This is a genomic window from Paenibacillus rigui, from assembly GCF_002234615.1.
Taxonomy (GTDB): Bacteria; Bacillota; Bacilli; order Paenibacillales; family NBRC-103111; genus Paenibacillus_S; species Paenibacillus_S rigui.
Window position 1 is genome coordinate 25,578 of sequence record NZ_NMQW01000018.1, and the last position, 19,551, is coordinate 45,128.

14 protein-coding genes are annotated in these 19,551 nt (G+C 49.9%); 13 read left to right on the forward strand and 1 reads right to left on the reverse strand.

The annotated features are described in order from the left end of the window. Window positions 1-29: 29 nt before the first annotated feature. From CF651_RS13630 to CF651_RS13645, 4 genes are all read left to right on the forward strand, one after another. On the forward strand, window positions 30-1,043 hold the full coding sequence (locus CF651_RS13630) for a FecCD family ABC transporter permease (protein WP_094015418.1): 1,014 nt from the start codon (window positions 30-32) through the stop codon (window positions 1,041-1,043). Beyond that, complete coding sequence (locus CF651_RS13635) at window positions 1,040-2,083, forward strand: FecCD family ABC transporter permease (protein ID WP_094015419.1); 1,044 nt, start codon at window positions 1,040-1,042, stop codon at window positions 2,081-2,083. The genes CF651_RS13630 and CF651_RS13635 overlap by 4 nt, the downstream gene beginning before the upstream one ends. A 99-nt stretch (window positions 2,084-2,182) precedes the next feature. After that, entirely contained in the window at window positions 2,183-2,761 is a 579-nt protein-coding gene (locus CF651_RS13640) for a nitroreductase family protein (RefSeq protein WP_094015420.1), read from the forward strand. A 239-nt stretch (window positions 2,762-3,000) separates the two neighbouring features. Next, complete coding sequence (locus tag CF651_RS13645) at window positions 3,001-4,437, forward strand: helix-turn-helix domain-containing protein (protein ID WP_179232803.1); 1,437 nt, start codon at window positions 3,001-3,003, stop codon at window positions 4,435-4,437. A gap of 3 nt (window positions 4,438-4,440) precedes the next feature. Here CF651_RS13645 and CF651_RS13650 read toward each other — a convergent pair whose 3' ends face one another. Continuing rightward, window positions 4,441-5,310, reverse strand: a complete 870-nt coding sequence (locus tag CF651_RS13650; protein ID WP_094015422.1) for a helix-turn-helix transcriptional regulator — start codon at window positions 5,308-5,310, stop codon at window positions 4,441-4,443. 149 nt (window positions 5,311-5,459) lie between these two features. Between CF651_RS13650 and CF651_RS13655 the strand changes: the two genes are divergently transcribed. The 9 genes from CF651_RS13655 to CF651_RS13695 all read left to right on the forward strand — a co-directional run bounded on the left by CF651_RS13655 (window position 5,460) and on the right by CF651_RS13695 (window position 19,536). Next, window positions 5,460-7,442, forward strand: coding sequence for a glycoside hydrolase family 127 protein (locus CF651_RS13655; protein ID WP_094015423.1), 1,983 nt, complete (start codon window positions 5,460-5,462; stop codon window positions 7,440-7,442). A gap of 425 nt (window positions 7,443-7,867) precedes the next feature. Continuing rightward, on the forward strand, window positions 7,868-10,180 hold the full coding sequence (locus CF651_RS13660; RefSeq protein WP_094015424.1) for a helix-turn-helix domain-containing protein: 2,313 nt from the start codon (window positions 7,868-7,870) through the stop codon (window positions 10,178-10,180). Window positions 10,181-10,415: 235 nt separating this feature from the next. Beyond that, on the forward strand, window positions 10,416-12,038 hold the full coding sequence (locus CF651_RS13665; protein ID WP_094015425.1) for an extracellular solute-binding protein: 1,623 nt from the start codon (window positions 10,416-10,418) through the stop codon (window positions 12,036-12,038). A gap of 73 nt (window positions 12,039-12,111) precedes the next feature. Further along, a complete protein-coding gene (locus CF651_RS13670) occupies window positions 12,112-13,068 on the forward strand; it encodes an ABC transporter permease (protein ID WP_094015426.1) in 957 nt (318 codons plus the stop codon). A gap of 15 nt (window positions 13,069-13,083) precedes the next feature. Beyond that, window positions 13,084-13,962, forward strand: a complete 879-nt coding sequence (locus CF651_RS13675) for a carbohydrate ABC transporter permease (RefSeq protein WP_094015427.1) — start codon at window positions 13,084-13,086, stop codon at window positions 13,960-13,962. 11 nt (window positions 13,963-13,973) lie between these two features. Further along, the gene (locus CF651_RS13680; RefSeq protein ID WP_094015428.1) at window positions 13,974-14,612 is read left to right on the forward strand and encodes an SGNH/GDSL hydrolase family protein; all 639 of its coding nucleotides are present in this window, start codon (window positions 13,974-13,976) and stop codon (window positions 14,610-14,612) included. 87 nt (window positions 14,613-14,699) lie between these two features. After that, on the forward strand, window positions 14,700-16,991 hold the full coding sequence (locus tag CF651_RS13685) for a chondroitinase-B domain-containing protein (protein WP_245855892.1): 2,292 nt from the start codon (window positions 14,700-14,702) through the stop codon (window positions 16,989-16,991). 355 nt (window positions 16,992-17,346) lie between these two features. After that, window positions 17,347-18,609, forward strand: a complete 1,263-nt coding sequence (locus tag CF651_RS13690) for an ABC transporter substrate-binding protein (protein WP_094015429.1) — start codon at window positions 17,347-17,349, stop codon at window positions 18,607-18,609. Window positions 18,610-18,663: 54 nt separating this feature from the next. Then, window positions 18,664-19,536, forward strand: a complete 873-nt coding sequence (locus CF651_RS13695) for a carbohydrate ABC transporter permease (protein ID WP_179232804.1) — start codon at window positions 18,664-18,666, stop codon at window positions 19,534-19,536. Window positions 19,537-19,551 lie beyond the last annotated feature (15 nt).

Genomic DNA, 19,551 nt, shown 5'->3' on the forward strand with positions numbered 1-19,551 from the left:
TCATTTGTGTGTCACAAGGAGATTCGGAAATGATAGCAAGCAAACAGTCAAAGGATTGGAAATGGAGCGGATTGTTGGCCGGTTGCATTGTCATGGTATTAGGCATGGTGTCGAGCGTCTTGCTCGGTGCCGTGAACTATAACTGGCATACGGCCTGGGATGCGGTCTTTCATTATGACGAACAAGTAACCGAGCAGGTCATTATTCGAACAACCCGACTGCCGAGAGCGTTTATCGCAGCGGCCATCGGTGCAAGTCTCGCCATCGCAGGAGCACTTATGCAGACCTTAACCCGTAACCCGCTTGCCGCACCGAGTGTCCTGGGCGTCAATGCAGGAGCGACCTTTCTCGTTGTATTGGGAGCGGTGGCTTTCTCGGTTTCCTCCATGCAAGTGCTGATGATGCTTGCGTTTGCCGGAGCGGCAGGCGCAGCTATTATCGTGTATGTGCTGGGTTCGGTGGGACGCGATGGCTTGACTCCCTTGAAAATTGTTTTAGCCGGGGCGGCGATGACGGCGTTATTCTCGTCTTTTACACAAGGAATTCTTGTGCTGAACAAGCAAGGGTTAAATACCGTATTGTACTGGCTGACCGGGACCATTGCAGGACGGTCGCCCGATAACCTGCTTGCGGTGCTGCCCTATATGGCCTTGTGCTGGGTGGCGGCATGGCTCATCGCTCGGGATATGAACCTGCTGATGATGGGAGAGGACTCAGCCAAGGGGCTGGGGCAGAAGACGATAGGGATCAAAGTGACCGCAGGCGTCATCATCGTTGTGTTGGCTGGAAGCTCGGTATCTGTAGCTGGCCCTATCGGCTTCATTGGGATTGTCATTCCGCATGTCTCGAGATTTTTTGCCGGGGTGGACCATCGATGGGTCATTCCTTATTGTGCGGTGCTCGGTGCAATCCTCCTCCTTGGAGCGGATATCGCAGCCCGTTTCATAATGATCCCGGAAGAGCTGCCTGTCGGTGTCATGACTGCGGCCATCGGCGCGCCGTTCTTCATGTATATCGCACGGAAGGGGGCGGCGCGCTCATGAATTCACACATTCCTTTGCGCTCTAAGCGGGGCAGTCTTTCCATTCTGGTGCATAAGAAGACTGTTTGGGTTTCTTTACTACTGGTCTTAAGCTGCTTGCTGATTGCTGTCGTCAGCACAGGTATGGGGGAGCTGTACATCTCTCCCTGGAACGTGATCCTTAGCGTGTTCGGAGCCGGCTCCGAAGATTACTCACTGGTGATTCAGAAGCTGAGGCTGCCGAGAATTACGGTAGCCTTGCTGGCGGGAGCATCGCTGGCCGCGGCAGGAGCGCTGCTGCAAGGCATTGTCCGCAATCCGTTGGCTTCGCCGGATATGATGGGCGTAACGGGCGGGGCCTCTGTTGCGGCCGTGGCCTTCCTAACTTATTTTGCCGGCGGCCTTAGCATTCGCTGGCTTCCTTTTGCAGCGATGTCAGGCGCCACTGCCGTCTCCGCCATTTTGTATCTGTTGGCTTGGAAGCGCGGGGTAACCCCGTTTCGGCTCATCCTGGTCGGGATCGGCATGTCGTCACTCATGTCTGCAGCAACCACGATGATGATCATGTTCAGTCCGAAAAACGATGCCGCTCAAGCTTATTTATGGTTAACCGGCTCCGTGTATTCCACCAATTGGGAGAACGTACTGACGATTTTGCCGTGGACGGCGGTACTGCTTCCATGTTGTCTTCTTGTCGCGCGCCATGTCAACATCTCTCAGCTTGGGGACGAAATCTCGATGGGAGCCGGGAGTCGGGTCGAAAGGAACCGTCTCCTTCTCCTGCTTCTCAGCGTTGCACTTGCAGCCTCGGCCGTTGCTGTGGCAGGCGGGATCGGCTTTGTCGGGCTTATCGCGCCGCACATGGCACGCAAGCTGGTCGGTCCCAGCTTCGAGAATGTACTGCCGGTCTCCGCGCTGCTTGGAGGCGCAATCGTGATGCTGGCGGATCTTGTGGGGAGAACCGTTTTTCTCCCGTTGGATGTGCCTGCAGGGGTATTTACATCTGCGGTAGGAGCGCCATTCTTCATCTATTTACTTTATACGAGAAGGAATGCAAGATAAGAGGCGCAAGTCGGTTGGTTTAGAGCGCAGTCGGGAGCCAACAGCCGGCAGCCTAATTTAGCTTAGAAGAAGGTAACTCACATAGGAGGTTTGGCAGGTATGACACAAACAAATACGAAGGTTCAAGGAAATGTATCGGAGCTGATCAAGCAGAGAAGAACGGTTCGCGTATTCAAGAGCGATCCAGTCCCTACGGAGCTGCTGACGGAGCTCTTGAATGTAGCCGTGTGGGCTCCGAATCATGGTCACAGGGAGCCATGGAGGTTCATCCTGTTTCAGGGTGAGGGCAGAGCCAGAATTGCGGAAGCGATGGTGCAGACGTATTCGGGAGAAGATCTGGAGAAGCACGGAGCGAAGAAAAGGGAATACTTCATGCAGGTTCCTGCTCATCTCGTCATTGTATTGAAGGAAGATCCAAGGCAAAAAGTATGGGACGAAGATTACGCGGCCGTCTGCAGCCTGATTCAGAATTTTCAGCTTGCCGCATGGGAGCAGGGGCTTGGCGTCGTTTGGAAAACGAACAACTACGGCTATCAACCGAAGTTCTGTGAGGCCATCGGGGTGCAGCCCGGTGAGAAAATTGCCGGTGTGCTGCACGTCGGTTATCCGGAGGTCATTCCGCCTGCAAGACCCCGTACAGCAGCCGAAGCACGGTTGACCGTTGTAGAACACCTGTAAATGAAGCCGCCAGCCGCATATGCCTTTCCAACAGCGCGAAAACCATCTATACTACTATTAATGATAACGGTTCTCAATGCTGTTTGGAAAGGTGACATGTTATGCCCTCGTTTGCTAAGCATTCTTATCCTCTAATATTTTTGTCCTCCATCCATAAACGCCGCTTCTACAAGCGTCATACCCTGCAATTTCCGAAGATACCTGCTGAGCTCTTATGCGTTGTACGCGGGGGTGAAGGCATGGTGCGGATTCACAACGATATGGTTACCTTAAGCCCCAATCAAATTTTTTTCCTGAAACCTTCTACCGAGATGGAAGTGATGCTGGAATCCGACTATGTAGACTATTATTTGCTGACGCTGCGTTCTGTTACGGTGACACGGCAGAGGGGGGAATGGTCATGTCAGCCTTCCCTTGACAGTGTATCGGTTTTGCCATCGGGAAAGCTGCTATTGCCGACTGCTAAAATTTGGCTCGAACGGGTGGAGCAGCTGCATGCCACCAGCAGGCTGTCTTCAGATGGTGCCCATGAAGTGCAGCGCCAATTCCAGATGTTCTTCCAGGACCTGCAGCAGGAGCTAGCCGGGCAGGGTGAAGCAGCCGGCAATGGGATTGACCAGAGCATTGGATACATGTACAAGCATTACAGTGAAAAAATTAAACTGGATACCCTGGCGGAAATCGCTGGCTTGACCGAGACCTCCTATTCGAGAAGCTTCAAGAAGGCCAAAGGCGTTACTCCGGTCCAGTATTTGAATCAAATCCGGATCGAGAGCTCGAAGGCGCTTCTGAAGCGGGAACTCCCGATTCAGGACGTAGCCGCATCCGTCGGCTTTGGCAATGAATTTTATTTTAGCCGGATGTTCAAAAGGACGATCGGTCTTTCTCCTACCATCTATATGAAGCGCAAGCAGCTGCGGGTGGGTGTGGCTTCCTGCTACAGATACCAGGAAAATCTCCGCACTTTGGGGACGGAAGCCTTATATGAAATGAATGGATATACCATTAAACAGCTGACTGCGGAGGAGCATCGAAGCTTTGTTCAAGTGCAGCTGGACGCATTACGGGAAGCGAAGCCGGACATGATCCTGTCAGACTACCGTCACCTGCCGTTTTATGACCGGCTCAAGGACATTGCTCCAACGATTTGTCTGGATTTCACGATGGACTGGCGTCAAAATCATTGGAGAATCGCCGAGCTCATTGGGCGGGAACAGGAGGCCAGGTACAATTTTGACCAGATGGAGCTCAAGGTGAATTATACCCGTGAAGTGCTCGCTCACGCCATTGGGAAGGAGACGCTGTCCATTCTGCGTTTTTATTATGGCAAAATCCGCATGTATGGCATGATCGACCACCCGCTGAACCACTTGCTGTATAAGGAGCTTGGGCTGAAGCCGGGCAGCTGTGTGCCCCAGCATGAACGAAGCAAGGAATTTACGCTTGCACAGGTGCCTCCCTTCGAAACCGATCATTTGCTGATCTACAAGCAGTATGTTTCACCCCAGGAGGAGGCCGCATTCTCTGCGTTATTGGCAAGCGATGCGTGGAGCACGATGAAGGCGGTGCGGAATGATCAAATACGGTTTACCCCGAATTGGATCGGGATGAGCTGGTCCCCAACCGGGCTGAACGAGATCATGGATTATTTACTGGATGCTTATGGTTCGGAGTAGCCACTACGGCAAGTACTGCTTGCGGAACCGCATCGGCGAGATCCCGGCGTATTGCTTGAAGCAGTTGGAGAAGTACGGAGTATTCGGAAAGCCAACGTGTTCGGCGATTTGCGTCATCGGCCACTCCGTCTTGACCAGCAGCAGCTTGGCTTGCTCCATGCGGTATCGGTGCAAATATTCCATCGGCGTGCATGCGTATATTTCTTTCATGCATCTGACGATATAATTCGGGTGAAAACGTAGCGCCTCGGCAAGCGTTCCATTCGTCACCTCGGCCTGATAATGCTGGCGCAGGTAAGCTTCTGTCTGATCGGCCAGTTCCTTTGCTGGCGAGCCTTCTTTTCCAGCGAGCTGCTCCTCCAGCAGACGAAGCAGCTCGAGGAACAGCTGCTGCCCGTTCCAGTACGCAGCTGACCGGTGCCGTTTAAAGTCAGCCAGCATCTTGCGCAAATGACGCTCGGCCAGAGCGAATTCCGGCAGTGAGGCGTATTGGGGAATCCGAAGCTGATAAGGATTGGACCAGGTTTGCCGAACCGGATGGATATCACTTTCCCCGTCATGGATGTGGCGGGCCTCCTCGTACCATACCCCAGGAAAATCGAAATGAATCCAGTAAAAGACGGTCTCCGTCTCGCACGGCTTAACCGGATAATGGTAACGATCCGGAAGCAGCAGCAGCGTCTGACCCTCTGCAACGGTCCAGTGCCGGTCATCCTCTCCCATGTACAGGGCGCCTTTGACAACGAAGAGCAGGTCAAAGATGCCGAGCTTCCGGCGGCTTGGGTGCTGCTCACCCGGTCTGAAGGTGGATTCGCCGATTGTGATGAAATAAGGCATCGGCGGCAGCTTCATCGAAATCAGTCCGTCATTCATGTGCCTTGACTCCCTTTTCAGTAGTGTGAAATTTTATAAAAAACAAGTTGATTTTATACGTAGATGTTCCTTCCTTCCAAGGATAAACTGGAGTAGGAAAATAATCAAATGTTATATAAACGTTGCACACAACGAAGGAGGGAAGACACATGTTGGACTCTGCTAGAGGACAATGCAGCACCGGCCGCGTTCGCATTCAGGATGAATTCTGGAACCGCTATACGTCATTGGTTCGGGAGACGGTGATTCCATACCAATGGGAGGCATTAAACGACTTGGTTCCGGATGCCCAACCAAGCTTTGCGATTCGAAATTTTCGCATTGCGGCAGGGCTTGAAGCAGGGGAATACGGGGGGATGGTCTTTCAGGACAGCGATGTGGCGAAATGGCTCGAAGCGGTTGGTTATTCGCTGCGGAATCACCCCGACCCTCAATTGGAGCAAACTGCGGATGAGGTCATCGAGTTGATCGCAAGGGCACAGCACAAAAACGGCTACCTCAATACGTACTACACGGTCAAAGAACCGGGTCAGGAGTGGACCAACCTACATGAGGCTCATGAGCTTTACTGCGCGGGGCACATGATGGAGGCTGCGGTTGCTTATTATGAAGCGACAGGCAAGCGAAGGCTGCTTGACGTAATGTGCAAATGTGCCGATCATATCGATTCGGTTTTCGGTCGGGAGCCCGGCAAGCTGAGGGGCTATGACGGACACCAGGAAATTGAGCTTGCCCTTGTGAAGCTGTATGAATCAACTGGAGAGGAACGCTATTTGAAGCTGGCTCAATATTTCATCGATGAGCGAGGGGCGGAGCCGAATTTTCTTGTGGAGGAGTGCAAGCGAAGAGAAGGGTACAGCCATTGGGGGAAAAAGAATCTGCCGATTCCATCAGTCGAGCAGATGGCGTACAACCAGGCTCACAAGCCGGTCCGGGAACAGGAAACGGCCGTCGGGCATGCCGTAAGAGCGGTCTACATGTACACGGCCATGGCCGATCTGGCCAGGCTGACGGGAGACCGGGAGCTGATGGACGCGTGCCGCCGCTTGTGGAACAATATGACCCGCAAGCAGATGTACATTACCGGCGGCATTGGGTCCACCCATCATGGGGAGGCATTTTCGTTCGATTATGACCTGCCCAACGATACCGTCTATGCCGAGACCTGCGCTTCTATCGGTCTGATCTTTTTCGCCCGCCGCATGCTTGAGCTTGAACCGAAGAGCGAGTATGCAGATGTGATGGAGCGGGCCCTCTACAACAATGTGATCGGCAGCATGTCGCAGGACGGCAGGCATTATTTCTACGTGAATCCGCTTGAAGTATGGCCGAAGGCTTCCGAGCGCAATCCGGGCCGGCAGCATGTGAAGGCGGCGCGGCAAAAATGGTTCGGCTGCTCCTGCTGCCCTCCGAATGTGGCACGGCTGCTCAGCTCATTGAACAGCTATATCTATACTTTCTCGACAACGGCTAATACGATTTATACGCATTTGTTTATCGGAAGCGAGGCCGAGTTCCAGCTGGATGCGGGGACTGTTAAGCTCAAGCAGCAATCGTGTTTGCCATGGGAAGGGAATGTCAGCATTGAGCTGTCCGAGGTTCCGGCTGCGCCGTTTGCGCTCGCTCTGCGCATTCCATCCTGGAGCTTTGGCCGGGCCGTCATGAGCCTGAATGGCGCCCCGGTCGATTATCGTGTCGAGGACGGTTACGCGATAATCGGCAGACAGTGGATGCAAGGGGACAGGGTAACATGGGTGCTTGCCCTGGAGCCACAGCTGACGGCCGCTCACCCCGAGATTCGCGCGAATGCGGGGAAAGCGGCTATCGAACGGGGGCCGCTGGTGTACTGTCTTGAGGAAACGGACAATATGAGCCCGATTGCCTCTTTGTTCATTCGAAGCGCTTCGAAGCTGAAGTCCGTTTATGATCATGACCTGCTCGGCGGAGCGGTCGTTATCGAGGCAGACGGCAGCGCCGATGAACGTGCATCCTGGCAAACCGACACGCCATACCGGCCGCTTGCGCAGCAGCGGGCATCCGAACCGGTGAAGCTGAGAGCGGTACCGTATTACCTGTGGGGTAATCGGACACCGGGAGAAATGAGTGTGTGGATTCGCACGGTAGTTGAGTAATGATGAGACTATGAAATCATAATTCCCCAAAATGAAGATACACTCTCAAAATTAATGATCGTATTGTCTTCATATTTATGAGCGGTTTCAATTTTTGCTGATTTAAAATGAGAGCCATCCTCTATATAACTAAGGAGAGACCAGCTCTTACAATATGTGAAAGTGCTCTATGTTATGTTCACGCCGAACAGCAGAGGGAAGAGATGGCGATTTTTTGAAATCACGACGCAGCAAAAAAAGAAGAGCAGTGCACCTTGCGCTAGCTTTCTTCGCAAACAAAGCAGGGACGGCCGCGGATCGGGCAGCCGTCCCTGCTGTTTCCTATGAACGGATGCCGGGAGAAACTCGAGAACGCTGGCTCGATCCCTGCTTTTGTGTATAATGAGATTATTACTTATATAACAAGATTGCCGGAGGTAACGGTTATGAGTCTTCGAAGGATTCGTTTTAACACACATAGCATCGTATTCAACTGGCTCATCTCCTACATCTCCGTACTGCTGGTACCAATTGTGGTAAGCGCTTTTATTTATACAGCAACCTGGCATGTGGTGGAATCCGAAGTAAATCGGGCCAATGAGTCGCTTCTTCGGCAGATGGAACAGGCGATTGACGGCAATCTAAGCGGCATCGAACGGCTCAGCGTAGAAATGGCGTTAAGTAAACGTCTTGCAGGCTTCATTGGCACGGCCAAGCCGCTGACAGACAATGACTACTACGATATTGTCAGTATCGCAGCGGATCTTCGGTTGTATCAGCTGGCTAACGATTATATCGAGCAAATATACGTGTATTACAAGAATAGTGATACGGTCATATCTACCCGCGAACGAATCGATAGCCGCGGGCTATTCGATAGGATTAGAGAACGAGATGACATGAGCTATGAGCAATGGCAGACGTTTTTCAACAAGCGATACATCCAGGAATATGCACCGGTCACTCTTCGGGAGAATGGAGAAGCGGTTAAAGCCGTGATGTATGCCAAATCGATCCTGCTTGATAACCCTGAACAACCGGGCGCCGTTATCTTATTTATGATTAAAAATTCAAAGCTCCTTGAAAGCATCAGCTCTGCAAACCAAACGTCCGTAGCCGTGCTGGATAAGGACAATCGCTTGATTGCCTCCACCGGCATCGAGCAGCTCCCTGATTTTCTTGCCCAGGCAAAATTTACTGGAACCAATGGGTTATTCTACGCAGGCCAGGCTGAGCAGGAAGTAGCGGTTTCCTATACGACTTCAGAAAAGACCGGGTGGAAGTACGTCTCGATGATCCCCGCCGAAATGTTCGATGAGAAAATGAAATATGTAAAGAAGCTGATTTATATCAGTCTTACGGTAAGCTTGCTGGTCGGGGGACTCGTCACCTTCTTATTCCTGAGAAGAAATTATAATCCGATCCATACGTTAATTCGCAGCCTCTCCACCAAATCAGGAATCACCTTTGAGAAAGGGTCGAATGAATACGGCTATTTGCAAGCTGCGCTGAACAATACCTTGGACGAGAAGGAGAAGGCCGGCCAACGATTGGAACAGCACCGCGACGCCATCCGTTCCCACTTTCTCCAGGACCTGCTTAAAGGGCGGATTGAACCGAAGGTACCCCTGCACGAGTTGTTTCAGAGTCATAATATCCGGCTGTTAACATCGGAGTTCGCCGTATTGTTATTTCATATTGACCACCACGGTAAGTTCCATGCCTCCGACTTCATAGAGCCTCAGAAGGTGAAGCTCGTACACTTTATTATTATGAATGTGGCGGAGGAAGTGGCGGGATCCAGGCATCAAGCCATGACTACGGAAATTGACGGCCAGCAGGCATGCATTATTAATTTCAACGAAGAATATGAAGCGGGACAATTAAATCGGATCGCGGAACAGGTGAAATCGTTCGTAGCGGATCATTATCATATTCACTTGACGGTAGCCATTAGCAGAGTCCATCAAGGACTTGGAGGGATTTCGACCGCTTATCAGGAATCGCTCGCTGCACTTGAGTACCGATTAGTCAAGGAAAGAGGAGAAATCATTCGGTATGAGGATCTGCCAGGTGCAGGCACGGTTCGAGGCAGTAACCGGTACTTCTATCCCGTGCATATGGAGCAGCAGCTCATTAATTTCATCAAGACGGGGGATTACGAAAACTCCAGGGCCGCGGTCGACGAAATTGTTGAAACCAATATAGCGGATGCTACTTTATCCGTTCCACTGGCTAAATGTCTTATGTTTGACCTTATCATTACCATGCTCAAGACGCTGGACGAAATCAGCAGCAGCGACAAGCGGGATTTCATTGACATGATGAACCCGGTGGATCGATTAACCGCTTGCCAAACGATCAATGAAATGAGAGAGCAGATCGGGGCCGTGCTTCAGCAGGTTTGTGCCTCCATCCAGGATGACCGCAAGCAGGGGCATAATCAGCTCAGTCAGCAGGTGATGGCTTACGTGAAAGAGCATTACAGCTCTGAAAACCTGAATATTACGATGATTGGGGAGGCCTTCCGCTTAACTCCCCCTTATTTGTCAAAACAATTTAAAGCTCAAACAGGTGAGGCGCTCCTGGAGTATATTAGCAGGACGCGTATTGAAGAGGCCAAGCGCCTTCTTGCCGACCAATCCTCTCCTATTGCCGAAATTGCAAGAAAGGTAGGCTACTCGGATATTAACACATTTAATCGACTGTTCAAAAAGTATGAGGGCATCACCCCAGGCAAATATAAGAGCATTCTATAGGGCATGTCATTGAATAAAAGTCTCTCTCCTCCATCTGAGCCGCCGAGTGCGGCTATTTCCGTTTTTTAAAGGGTATATTCCGTTTTGCATATTCTTAACTCCCCATTTTAAAGACGAATTCTGTTTTTTGTAGATTTCCAAAACACGATCTTAAGACCATAATAGGGCCATGGGTGACAGTCTTTTGCAGATGAGCACCCAAAAAGAACTTGCGACGAATACAAGGGGGATAACGATGAAAAAGCAATCTATGAACAAATCGGTCGGTCTTGCCGTTTCCGTCATGCTGGCTTCAACGAGCCTATTGGCGGCATGCTCCAGCACAAAGGAGGGAGGAACCGACTCGACTAAGAAACCAGCCGCACCGATGACCGAAGCGGGCAAATACCCGGTTAGCACGGCGGAAACCATTACATCCTGGGAGCAGATTAATTCGAACTTAACCACGTTCTTTCCCAACCTGGCCGATTCGCCCTTTGGCAAACAGCTGGAGAAGGAAACGGGCATCAAAGTCAAATACTCGCACCCGGCAGACGGACAGTCGAAGGAGCAATTCAACCTTCTTATCGCATCGAACAATTTAACCGATGTCATCGAGTACGATTGGAACAGTTCTTACCCTGGCGGACCGGAAAAGGCGATTGCCGATAAGGTCATCCTCCCTTTAAACGAGTTAATTGATAAGCATGCACCGAATTTGAAGAAAAGGCTGGAGCAGGACAAAGAGCTGAATAAAATGCTGAAGACGGACAGCGGCAAATACTATGTGTTTCCTATGATTCGTCCGGATAACGGCCTTGTATTCCGCGGTCCGATGATCCGCAAGGACTGGTTGGACGAACTTCAATTGAGTGTTCCTTCAACCATTGATGAGTGGTACACGGTCTTGAAAGCGTTTAAGGAAAAGAAAAATGCTTCGGCCCCTTTCACGGCACAATATAGCAATGAGCTTAATATTCAGGATGCGTTCATCGGTGCCTTCCAAACGGCTAACCGTTACTATATCGACGATCAGGGCAAGGTCAAGTACGGACCGGTGGACCCTCAGTTTAAGGAAGCATTAACCTTGCTTCGTAAATGGTACGCCGAGGGACTGATCGATAAGGATTTTGCTTTGAATACGGACTCCAAATCCTATGACAATAAAATGCTGAGCAATGCCTCGGGGGCTACGGTCGGACTGTTGAGCGGAGGCATGGGACGCTGGATGGAATCAGGAAAGAAGCAGGATCCGAAGTTCCAGCTGGTTGCCGCTCCGTATCCTACGCTGAAGAAGGGGGAAAGGGCCTTCATCGGGCAGCGCGATTTCAAATATAACCCGGCAGCCAGCAAGGCGGTCACTACAGCTGCCAAAAACCCTGAACTGGCTATAAGGTGGCTGGATTATGCATATAGCGAAAAGGGCAGTATGCTGTTCAACTTCGGTATTGAAGGAGAAAGCTACACGATGCAGAACGGCAAACCGGCCTTTACGGATAAAATTACGAAGGATCCAAAGTACAATCTGCAGCAGATGGTATCCCAGTTTACGAAGCCGAACGGTCCTTTCCCAGGCGATTCCAGAAAAAGCTTCAATACTTTTAAGGAGCAGGATGAGGCAATAGCCATATGGGAGCAAACCGATGCAGCCAAACATGTGCTTCCGCTATTCATTACCCCTACGATAGAAGAAAGCAAAGAGGTAGCGAAAATCAATACTGCAATCGCCAGCTATAAAGAGGAAATGTTCGTGAAATTTGTTATGGGGAAAGAGCCGCTTGATAAGTTTGACGATTATGTAAAGCGGATTAAAGATATGGGCAGCGACAAGGTTGTGAAAATTTATCAGGATGCTTACGACCGTTACAATAAGCGTTAAAAAGCACGCCGGCTGCGCTTCAAGAGGACGCGTTTTCCTGTAAAAGGGCATTAAGGAATGGAGTGGAATAGAGATGTCTGCAATTCATCAGGAAGCAACACCCATCGTTCGAGACTCAACACAAACGAAGTCTGGTCTGCTGCTGGATATACGAAAAAATAAATTATTATATCTCATGCTGCTTCCGGTATTGTTATATTATATCGTATTTCATTATGGTCCCATGTATGGAGCCCTGATCGCCTTCAAGGATTTCTCGCCGAGTCTGGGGATTTTAGGGAGCGAATGGGTTGGCTTCGAGCACTTTAAGACGTTCTTTACCGGAGCCTATTTCTGGAGGACCATCAAGAATACGATTTTGATCAGCCTCTACGAACTGATCTTTGGTTTCCCAGCTCCGATCATTTTAGCTCTACTTTTAAATGAAGTGAAGCATTCCTTGTTCAAGCGTACCGTTCAAACGGTTACTTACATGCCGCATTTTATCTCTTTGGTTGTTATTTGCGGTATTGTTAAGGACTTTACTTCAAGTGAGGGTGTTATTAACGATCTGATTGCCTGGATGGGAGGAGAACGGGCTACGTTCCTGCTTGATCCGGAATGGTTCCGGCCGATTTATGTGTCCTCCGGGATCTGGCAGCATATCGGATGGGGTACCATTATTTATTTAGCCGCATTAACAGGCATAGATCCCGAACAATACGAAGCGGCCCGTATGGACGGAGCTGGGCGCTGGAAGCAGCTGCTCCATGTTACGATTCCGGGGATCATGCCGACGATCATCATTTTGCTTATCCTCGAAACGGGAAGAATGATGAACGTTGGTTTCGAAAAGATCATACTGCTGTACAATCCCAGCACTTACGAAACGGCTGATGTCGTCTCCTCTTATGTGTACCGGGTCGGTCTGCAGGATTTCAATTATAGCTTTAGTTCGGCTGTCGGTCTGTTTAATTCGGCAGTCAATTTCACCCTGCTTGTATTCTCAAATTGGCTAAGCCGAAAGTTAAACGATACGAGCCTTTGGTAAGAAGGAGCAGCCCATATGAATCGACCGACAATATCGGAAAGATGTTTTGATGTGACCAATGCACTATTTTTAGCACTGCTGATGATGGTAACCATATACCCCATCATTTATATCACATTTGCATCCGTAAGCGATGCAGCAAGGCTTATGGCCTTCAACGGCATTCTTTGGAGGCCCCTGGGGTTTTCACTCGATGCTTATGCAAGTGTATTTGAAAATCCGATGATCTTGAAGGGCTACGGCAATACTTTTTTTGTTGTGCTGACGGGGCTTGCCTTTAACATTCTGCTGACCTCGTTAGGGGCCTATGCTTTATCACGCAAAAGCTTGAAATATCGCAAGCAGCTTATGCTGTTTATCGTTTTTACGATGTTTTTTAGCGGCGGCTTGATCCCCTTTTACTTGACCGTGAAGGGAGTCGGACTGGCGAATACATTGTGGGCGCTGATCATCCCCCAGGCGATCAATACCTTTAACCTGATCCTGATGAAAACAGCCTTCGAGGCGATTCCCGATGCGCTGGAGGAGTCGGCGAAGATGGATGGCGCCAACGACTTTGTCATTTTATTTCGGATCATTCTTCCATTATCCATGCCTGTTATTGCAGTTATGCTCTTATACTATGGCGTCAGTCATTGGAATTCCTGGTTTCACGCGCTGATCTTCCTGCAGGACCGCTCCATGTATCCGCTTCAGCTGGTTTTGCGGGAGATATTGCTGCAGGGTGAAGCCAGTGCCATGGCTGTCGGTGCCTCCGTTACGGATGCCGGGATGTTATCCGTCACTTTAAAATACGCTACGATCATTGTAGCTACCGTACCTATTCTGTTAGTGTATCCGTTTCTTCAAAAATACTTTGTGAAGGGTGCCCTAATCGGAGCGATTAAAGGGTAGGGGGAGAATTGATGAGCGTCATTAAGCGTGGAGATCTTGTGCTTTTTCAGGGTGACAGCATCACCGATGCAGGGCGGAATCGGGACAATCCGATGGACCTGGGCAGAGGCTATGCCCATATGATTGCCGGCTTATTCGGGGCGGCCTTCCCCGAAAAGCAGGTCACCTTCCTAAATCGCGGTATAAGCGGTAACCGGGTGAAAAATCTCCAGGAACGCTGGGAAAAGGATTGCTTGGAGCTTAAGCCGACATGGGTTTCGATATATATCGGAATCAACGATTGCTGGAGGCGATACGACCGGAACGACCCTACCTCAGCAGAGCAGTTTGAGGAGGGCTATCGGGAGCTGCTCACAAGAACGAGGACCCACTTGGGTGCCGGGCTGATTTTAGTGGAGCCGTTCGTGCTGCCTGTGCCGGAGGATCGCAAGACCTGGCGCGAGGACCTTGATCCCAAAATTCATATCGTAAGAGACCTGGCGCGCGAATTTAATGCCCTTCTTGTTCCGCTCGACGGTTTGTTGGCCCAAGCTTCCACTTTAGCGCCGCCGGGCTTTTGGGCCCCTGACGGGGTCCACCCGACACCTGCCGGCCACGCACTGATCGCTAAAGCATGGCTTAAAGCGATGAGTGTTCCTATATTTGCATAAGCTCTGGACAATGGTCGGATCGGGGAAGGAGGTACGTATTTAAGAAAGCGTTCTCATCAAAAAATGTGTAAAGGATGTGTAACGAAAATGAAAAACCCGAAGAGAATCCTCGCTTTGCTGTTATGCTTGTGTTTGATGCTAACTATGATTCCAATGATGGGTAATGCAGCTGACGCCAAAATATCCATAGCCCCCGGTTCGGTAACAGCCAGTGCCGATGATGGGAATGTACCGGCTAATACCGTAGATGGAGATTTGGCCACCCGTTGGTCCGCAAGCGGGGACGGGCAGTGGATCCAATACGATTTGGGAGCAAATAAGAAGCTTGCTTATATGAAAATCGCCTTTTTAAGCGGGGATACTCGGACCTCAACCTTCGACATCCAAACCTCCACAGATAACGCTAGCTTTACCACGATAAGTGCGAATGTAACCAGCAGCTTAAATACGGCTCTTCAGACCTTCGATTTTCCCGATGCGGATCCCGTCCGGTATGTGAGGATTATAGGACACGGGAATTCCGTGAATGCTTGGAACAGCTATACCGAGGTGGAGATGTATGGGGATACCTCAAGCGCTGCAGCTAAATTGTCTATTCCGGGCACCTCTGTGACGGCCAGTGCCGATGATGGAAATGTACCGGCTAATACCGTGGATGGAAATTTAGCGACCCGTTGGTCGGCAAGCGGGGACGGGCAGTGGATCCAATACGATTTGGGAGCAAATAAGAAGCTTGCATATATGAAAATCGCTTTTTTAAGCGGGGATATTCGGACCTCAACCTTCGACATCCAAGCCTCCACAGATAACGTTAGCTTTACCACGATAAGTGCGAATGTAACCAGCAGCTTAAATACGGCTCTTCAGACCTTTGACTTTCCCGATGCGGATCCCGTCCGGTATGTGAGGATCGTAGGGCACGGCAACTCTGTCAATGCATGGAACAGCTATACCGAGGTGGAGATGTATGGGGGCGACTCAAGCGGTTCCGGAGGCTCCGGCACGGTTGTGCCTGTTTCGACATCGTCACAATTGAGCTCGGCATTAAGTAATGCAGCTGCCGGCACTACGATTGTGCTCGCTAACGGAACTTATACGCAGAGTACGCCTTTCATCATTACCGGAAAGCAAGGGACGTCCGCTGCCCCTATTACGATTAAAGCAGCCAATCAGGGTCAGGCCATCATCTCCGGTGGCGCGGCAATACACATTTCAAGCTCATCGTATGTCACGATTGAAGGCTTGAAGTTTACCAATACCGGGAACACGGCCATTCTGTTGGACGGATCGAATCATATTCGGGTCACGCGGAATACATTCGCGCTCGCTGCTACCGGGGGAGACCTCATCTGGCTTCAGGTCAGCGGCAGCAACAGTCATCATAATCAAATCGATCATAACGACTTTGGAAACAAAAGTGACACAGCTCCTTTAATCGCTTATCAAGGGGATGGCAACGGAAACGTCTCGCAATATGATGTGATCGAGTTGAACTATTTCCACGATGTAGGCCCGTGGGTCGCGAACGGCAAGGAAACCATCCGTCTCGGTTTGTCCTCCGTGTCTCTCTCGAATGGCTACAATACGATCCAGAACAATCTATTCGAAAACACCGATGGTGAGCCCGAGATCGTCTCTGTGAAGAGCGGCAACAATACGGTCCGCTACAATACCTTCAAAACCTCCAAGGGCGGCCTTACCTCAAGGCATGGACATAGCAACAGCTTTTACGGAAACTTCTTCCTTGGGGATGGAGTAGAGAGCAACCAGGACGGAATTCGGATTTATGGTAACGACCATAAAATTTACAACAATTATATGGAGAAGCTGACGGGAAATGCGATTCTGCTGGACAGCGGCAGTTATGACGGCGGCTCCGACGGCTACCCCTCCAATCCATCCTCAAGCGACCTAACGGCACAATGGAAAATATATCGCGCCAACGTTGTGAACAATACCATTGTCGATAGCGCTACAGGGATTATCGTGGGCTCCGGCAAGACGTATCCGCCTCAGGATAGCAGAGTTGCAAACAATATTGTAAGAAATACAGTCGGTACCCTCTACAATGAGGCGGCGACGACGAACACCGTATTTGAGGGCAATATCGGTTATGGCAGTACGGTCAATAACAAGTCGAGAGCTGCCGCCGAAATTTGGAATACGAACCCGCTATTCACAACGGTCGGCGGATTGCAAAAGCTATCCGATTCCAGTCCGGCAATCAATTATGCGAAGGGAAGCTACGCATTTGTTACGAAGGATATGGACGGAGAAACGCGCTCTACGAACGATACCGGAGCCGATGAACGCTCCAATGCCACGACGTTCTCTATTCGTCCGTTGACCCCGGCGGATGTGGGTCCTCTCGCTCCATAACAGGTTGGATACAGGTGTGCTGCCTTGGCGGCCGAGATAACGAGCTTGTTCGAGCAGTTGTTCAAGCTGCATACACCGCAGGAAAGAACAGCCCCGAAGTACCGTTTGAGCCTGTAAGAGTCAATCCTTAAACCGGATTGGCTCTTTTTCTTTTTCCAGAGTCAAGGTGCAGTGGCGTGCCTGTTCATTTTCTTACCAAAAAAACGGTTGCAAAAAAAACGAAAGGTAGTTACAATGAATCTAAAGATAGTGATGTAAACGCTTTATTCATACAATGAACGAACTCAAACATCACTATGTTTCATTTATAAGGAGTACCCGTATCGAACAATAAGATGAGTAAAGGGGTAAACGTATGAGAAAAGCTTGGAAATGGGCATCGGTTTTGCTTGTTGGATCATTAGCGGTGACAGGTTGTGGAAAAACTCAGGTTACGGGAGGCGAGGAGAAGCCTGCTGCCGGGAAAACGACCAAAATCAGTTTTATCCATTGGCGCGGTGAGGATACCAAGGTATTCAATGATCTTATTGCTGAATTCAAGAAAGCGAATCCTACGATTGATGTAGAAATGAATGTATTTCCTTCAGAATCATACTTAGCCAATGCACAGGCCAAACTGCTTGACGGTTCCTCAGGCGATGTATTCGCATCCTTCCCTGGAGCCCAGTTTGAAAGCATTTCCAAAGCCAACTTGTATGAAGATTTATCCAAAGAAAGTTTTGTAAGCAATTACACGGAAAATTTGATTCAAGCGGGTAAAAAGGACGGCAAGCAGCTTGCATTCCCATACCAGCTTGTATATAATCAACCGATTTATAACAAAGCCATTTTCGATAAGCTTGGTTTGAAGCCGCCGAAGGATTGGGACGGATTCCTGAAGCTTTGTGAAACGTTGAAAAATAGCGGCTACATCCCGATTGCTTTCCCGGGTCAGGATATCGGTCCGGGGCAATTTATGAACTCGATGATGATGAATAACAATACGGATGAAGCGATTTGGAGTAAGGTAGAGTCGGGTCAGGCCAAGCTGACGGATGAATGGTTCGTTAAGACTCTATCGCAATTTAAAGAGCTTGCGGACAAAGGTTATTTCCAGAAGGACTCTCTTGGTACGAATAAAGATATTGCCGGCTCGCTGTTCGCTCAAGAAAAGGCAGCCATGCTCGCTACAGGCTCTTACATGATGTCCTCAAATAAACAGCAAAACCCGAACCTGGTTCAAGGCTTGCTGGCACCGATTACTGTAAGCGCAGACAAAGCGGTTTTTGAAGGAATTCATACGACCACCTTCATGCTTGGGGTCAATGCCAATTCGAAGCACAAGCCGGAAGCCAAAAAGTTTATTGAGTTTTTGAGCCAAAAGGAAAACGCGCAGAAGTATGCGAACCAAACGGGGCAGCTGGTTACAGTGAAAGGCGTTAACTATGAAACGGCTGAGCTGAAGGAAAGCGCTCAATGGGCGGATAAGAAGACGAGATTCCATCCGCGTTATCTGATAGCCAATGCAAATAATGAAAAAGCGGTTGTCAGTTCGATCCAAGCGGTCGTTTCAGGCAAGAGCCCGGAAGAAGCGGCCAAAGCAGCTCAAGTGGTTATCGACCAAAATGTGAAGAAGTAACGGAAAGCGGGGAGGGGCTCTCCCCTCCCAAACAGGTAATATGGAGGTAACGCAATGAAGCAAAGTAAATCGCTCTATCTGTTTGTTTTACCGGGCTTGCTCATGTACTTGCTGTTTTTTGTTTATCCGACGATCAACGGACTGGTCCTTTCGTTCACGAACTGGGAAGGCATCTCTCCGGACTGGAAATGGGTCGGACTGGACAATTATAAGAAAATGATCACAAATGATGTTATTTTTCATACGGCTATTTTGAACAATTTGAAATTCATGTTTTGCGTCGTGCTGTTTCAAACCGCGTTTTCCTTGATCCTGGCACTGCTGCTGCTCAAAAATTCCAAGGCCAACATCTTCCTGCGGGCATTATACTTTTTTCCCACGATCATTTCTTCGATCTCCGTCGCTTTCATTTGGTCCTTTGTACTGAATCCGAATGTCGGGGCATTGAATGTGATCCTTGGCAAAGTCGGGATGGAAAACCTTGCGATGAACTGGCTGGGCAATCCGAGCCTTGCGATGTATTCGATCGCTTTCGTACAGATTTGGGCACATACGGGACAAATGCTCGTCATTTTCGTCGCAGGTCTGCAATCGATTCCGGGTGAGCTGTATGAGGCGGTTTATCTGGACGGAGCGACGCGCTGGCAAGCGTTCAAAAATGTGACCTGGCCGATGGTTGCACCGGCTGCGACAATCGTTGTTGCTTACACCACCATTCAATCGTTCAAGGCTTTCGATCTGATCTTTGCCATGACTGGCGGAGGTCCAATGAACTCTACCGAAATTCTTTCTACTTATATTTATCATACCGCATTCCAAAACTCAGAGTTCGGTTACGCGGCTACCCAATCTATGGCCTTCATGGCCATCATCGCCCTGATTACGTTTATTCAATTCAAATTGTTAAAAGGCAATCGGGCGGCTTAACATGTCCGCATGAAA

Bases quoted from the DNA above. Each gene is read 5' to 3' on its own strand.
- CF651_RS13630 (WP_094015418.1), top strand. From the start codon at position 30: ATGATAGCAAGCAAACAGTCAAAGGATTGGAAATGGAGCGGATTGTTG.
- CF651_RS13635 (WP_094015419.1), top strand. From the start codon at position 1,040: ATGAATTCACACATTCCTTTGCGCTCTAAGCGGGGCAGTCTTTCCATT.
- CF651_RS13640 (WP_094015420.1), top strand. From the start codon at position 2,183: ATGACACAAACAAATACGAAGGTTCAAGGAAATGTATCGGAGCTGATC.
- CF651_RS13645 (WP_179232803.1), top strand. From the start codon at position 3,001: ATGGTGCGGATTCACAACGATATGGTTACCTTAAGCCCCAATCAAATT.
- CF651_RS13650 (WP_094015422.1), bottom strand. From the start codon at position 5,310: ATGAATGACGGACTGATTTCGATGAAGCTGCCGCCGATGCCTTATTTC.
- CF651_RS13655 (WP_094015423.1), top strand. From the start codon at position 5,460: ATGTTGGACTCTGCTAGAGGACAATGCAGCACCGGCCGCGTTCGCATT.
- CF651_RS13660 (WP_094015424.1), top strand. From the start codon at position 7,868: ATGAGTCTTCGAAGGATTCGTTTTAACACACATAGCATCGTATTCAAC.
- CF651_RS13665 (WP_094015425.1), top strand. From the start codon at position 10,416: ATGAAAAAGCAATCTATGAACAAATCGGTCGGTCTTGCCGTTTCCGTC.
- CF651_RS13670 (WP_094015426.1), top strand. From the start codon at position 12,112: ATGTCTGCAATTCATCAGGAAGCAACACCCATCGTTCGAGACTCAACA.
- CF651_RS13675 (WP_094015427.1), top strand. From the start codon at position 13,084: ATGAATCGACCGACAATATCGGAAAGATGTTTTGATGTGACCAATGCA.
- CF651_RS13680 (WP_094015428.1), top strand. From the start codon at position 13,974: ATGAGCGTCATTAAGCGTGGAGATCTTGTGCTTTTTCAGGGTGACAGC.
- CF651_RS13685 (WP_245855892.1), top strand. From the start codon at position 14,700: ATGAAAAACCCGAAGAGAATCCTCGCTTTGCTGTTATGCTTGTGTTTG.
- CF651_RS13690 (WP_094015429.1), top strand. From the start codon at position 17,347: ATGAGAAAAGCTTGGAAATGGGCATCGGTTTTGCTTGTTGGATCATTA.
- CF651_RS13695 (WP_179232804.1), top strand. From the start codon at position 18,664: ATGAAGCAAAGTAAATCGCTCTATCTGTTTGTTTTACCGGGCTTGCTC.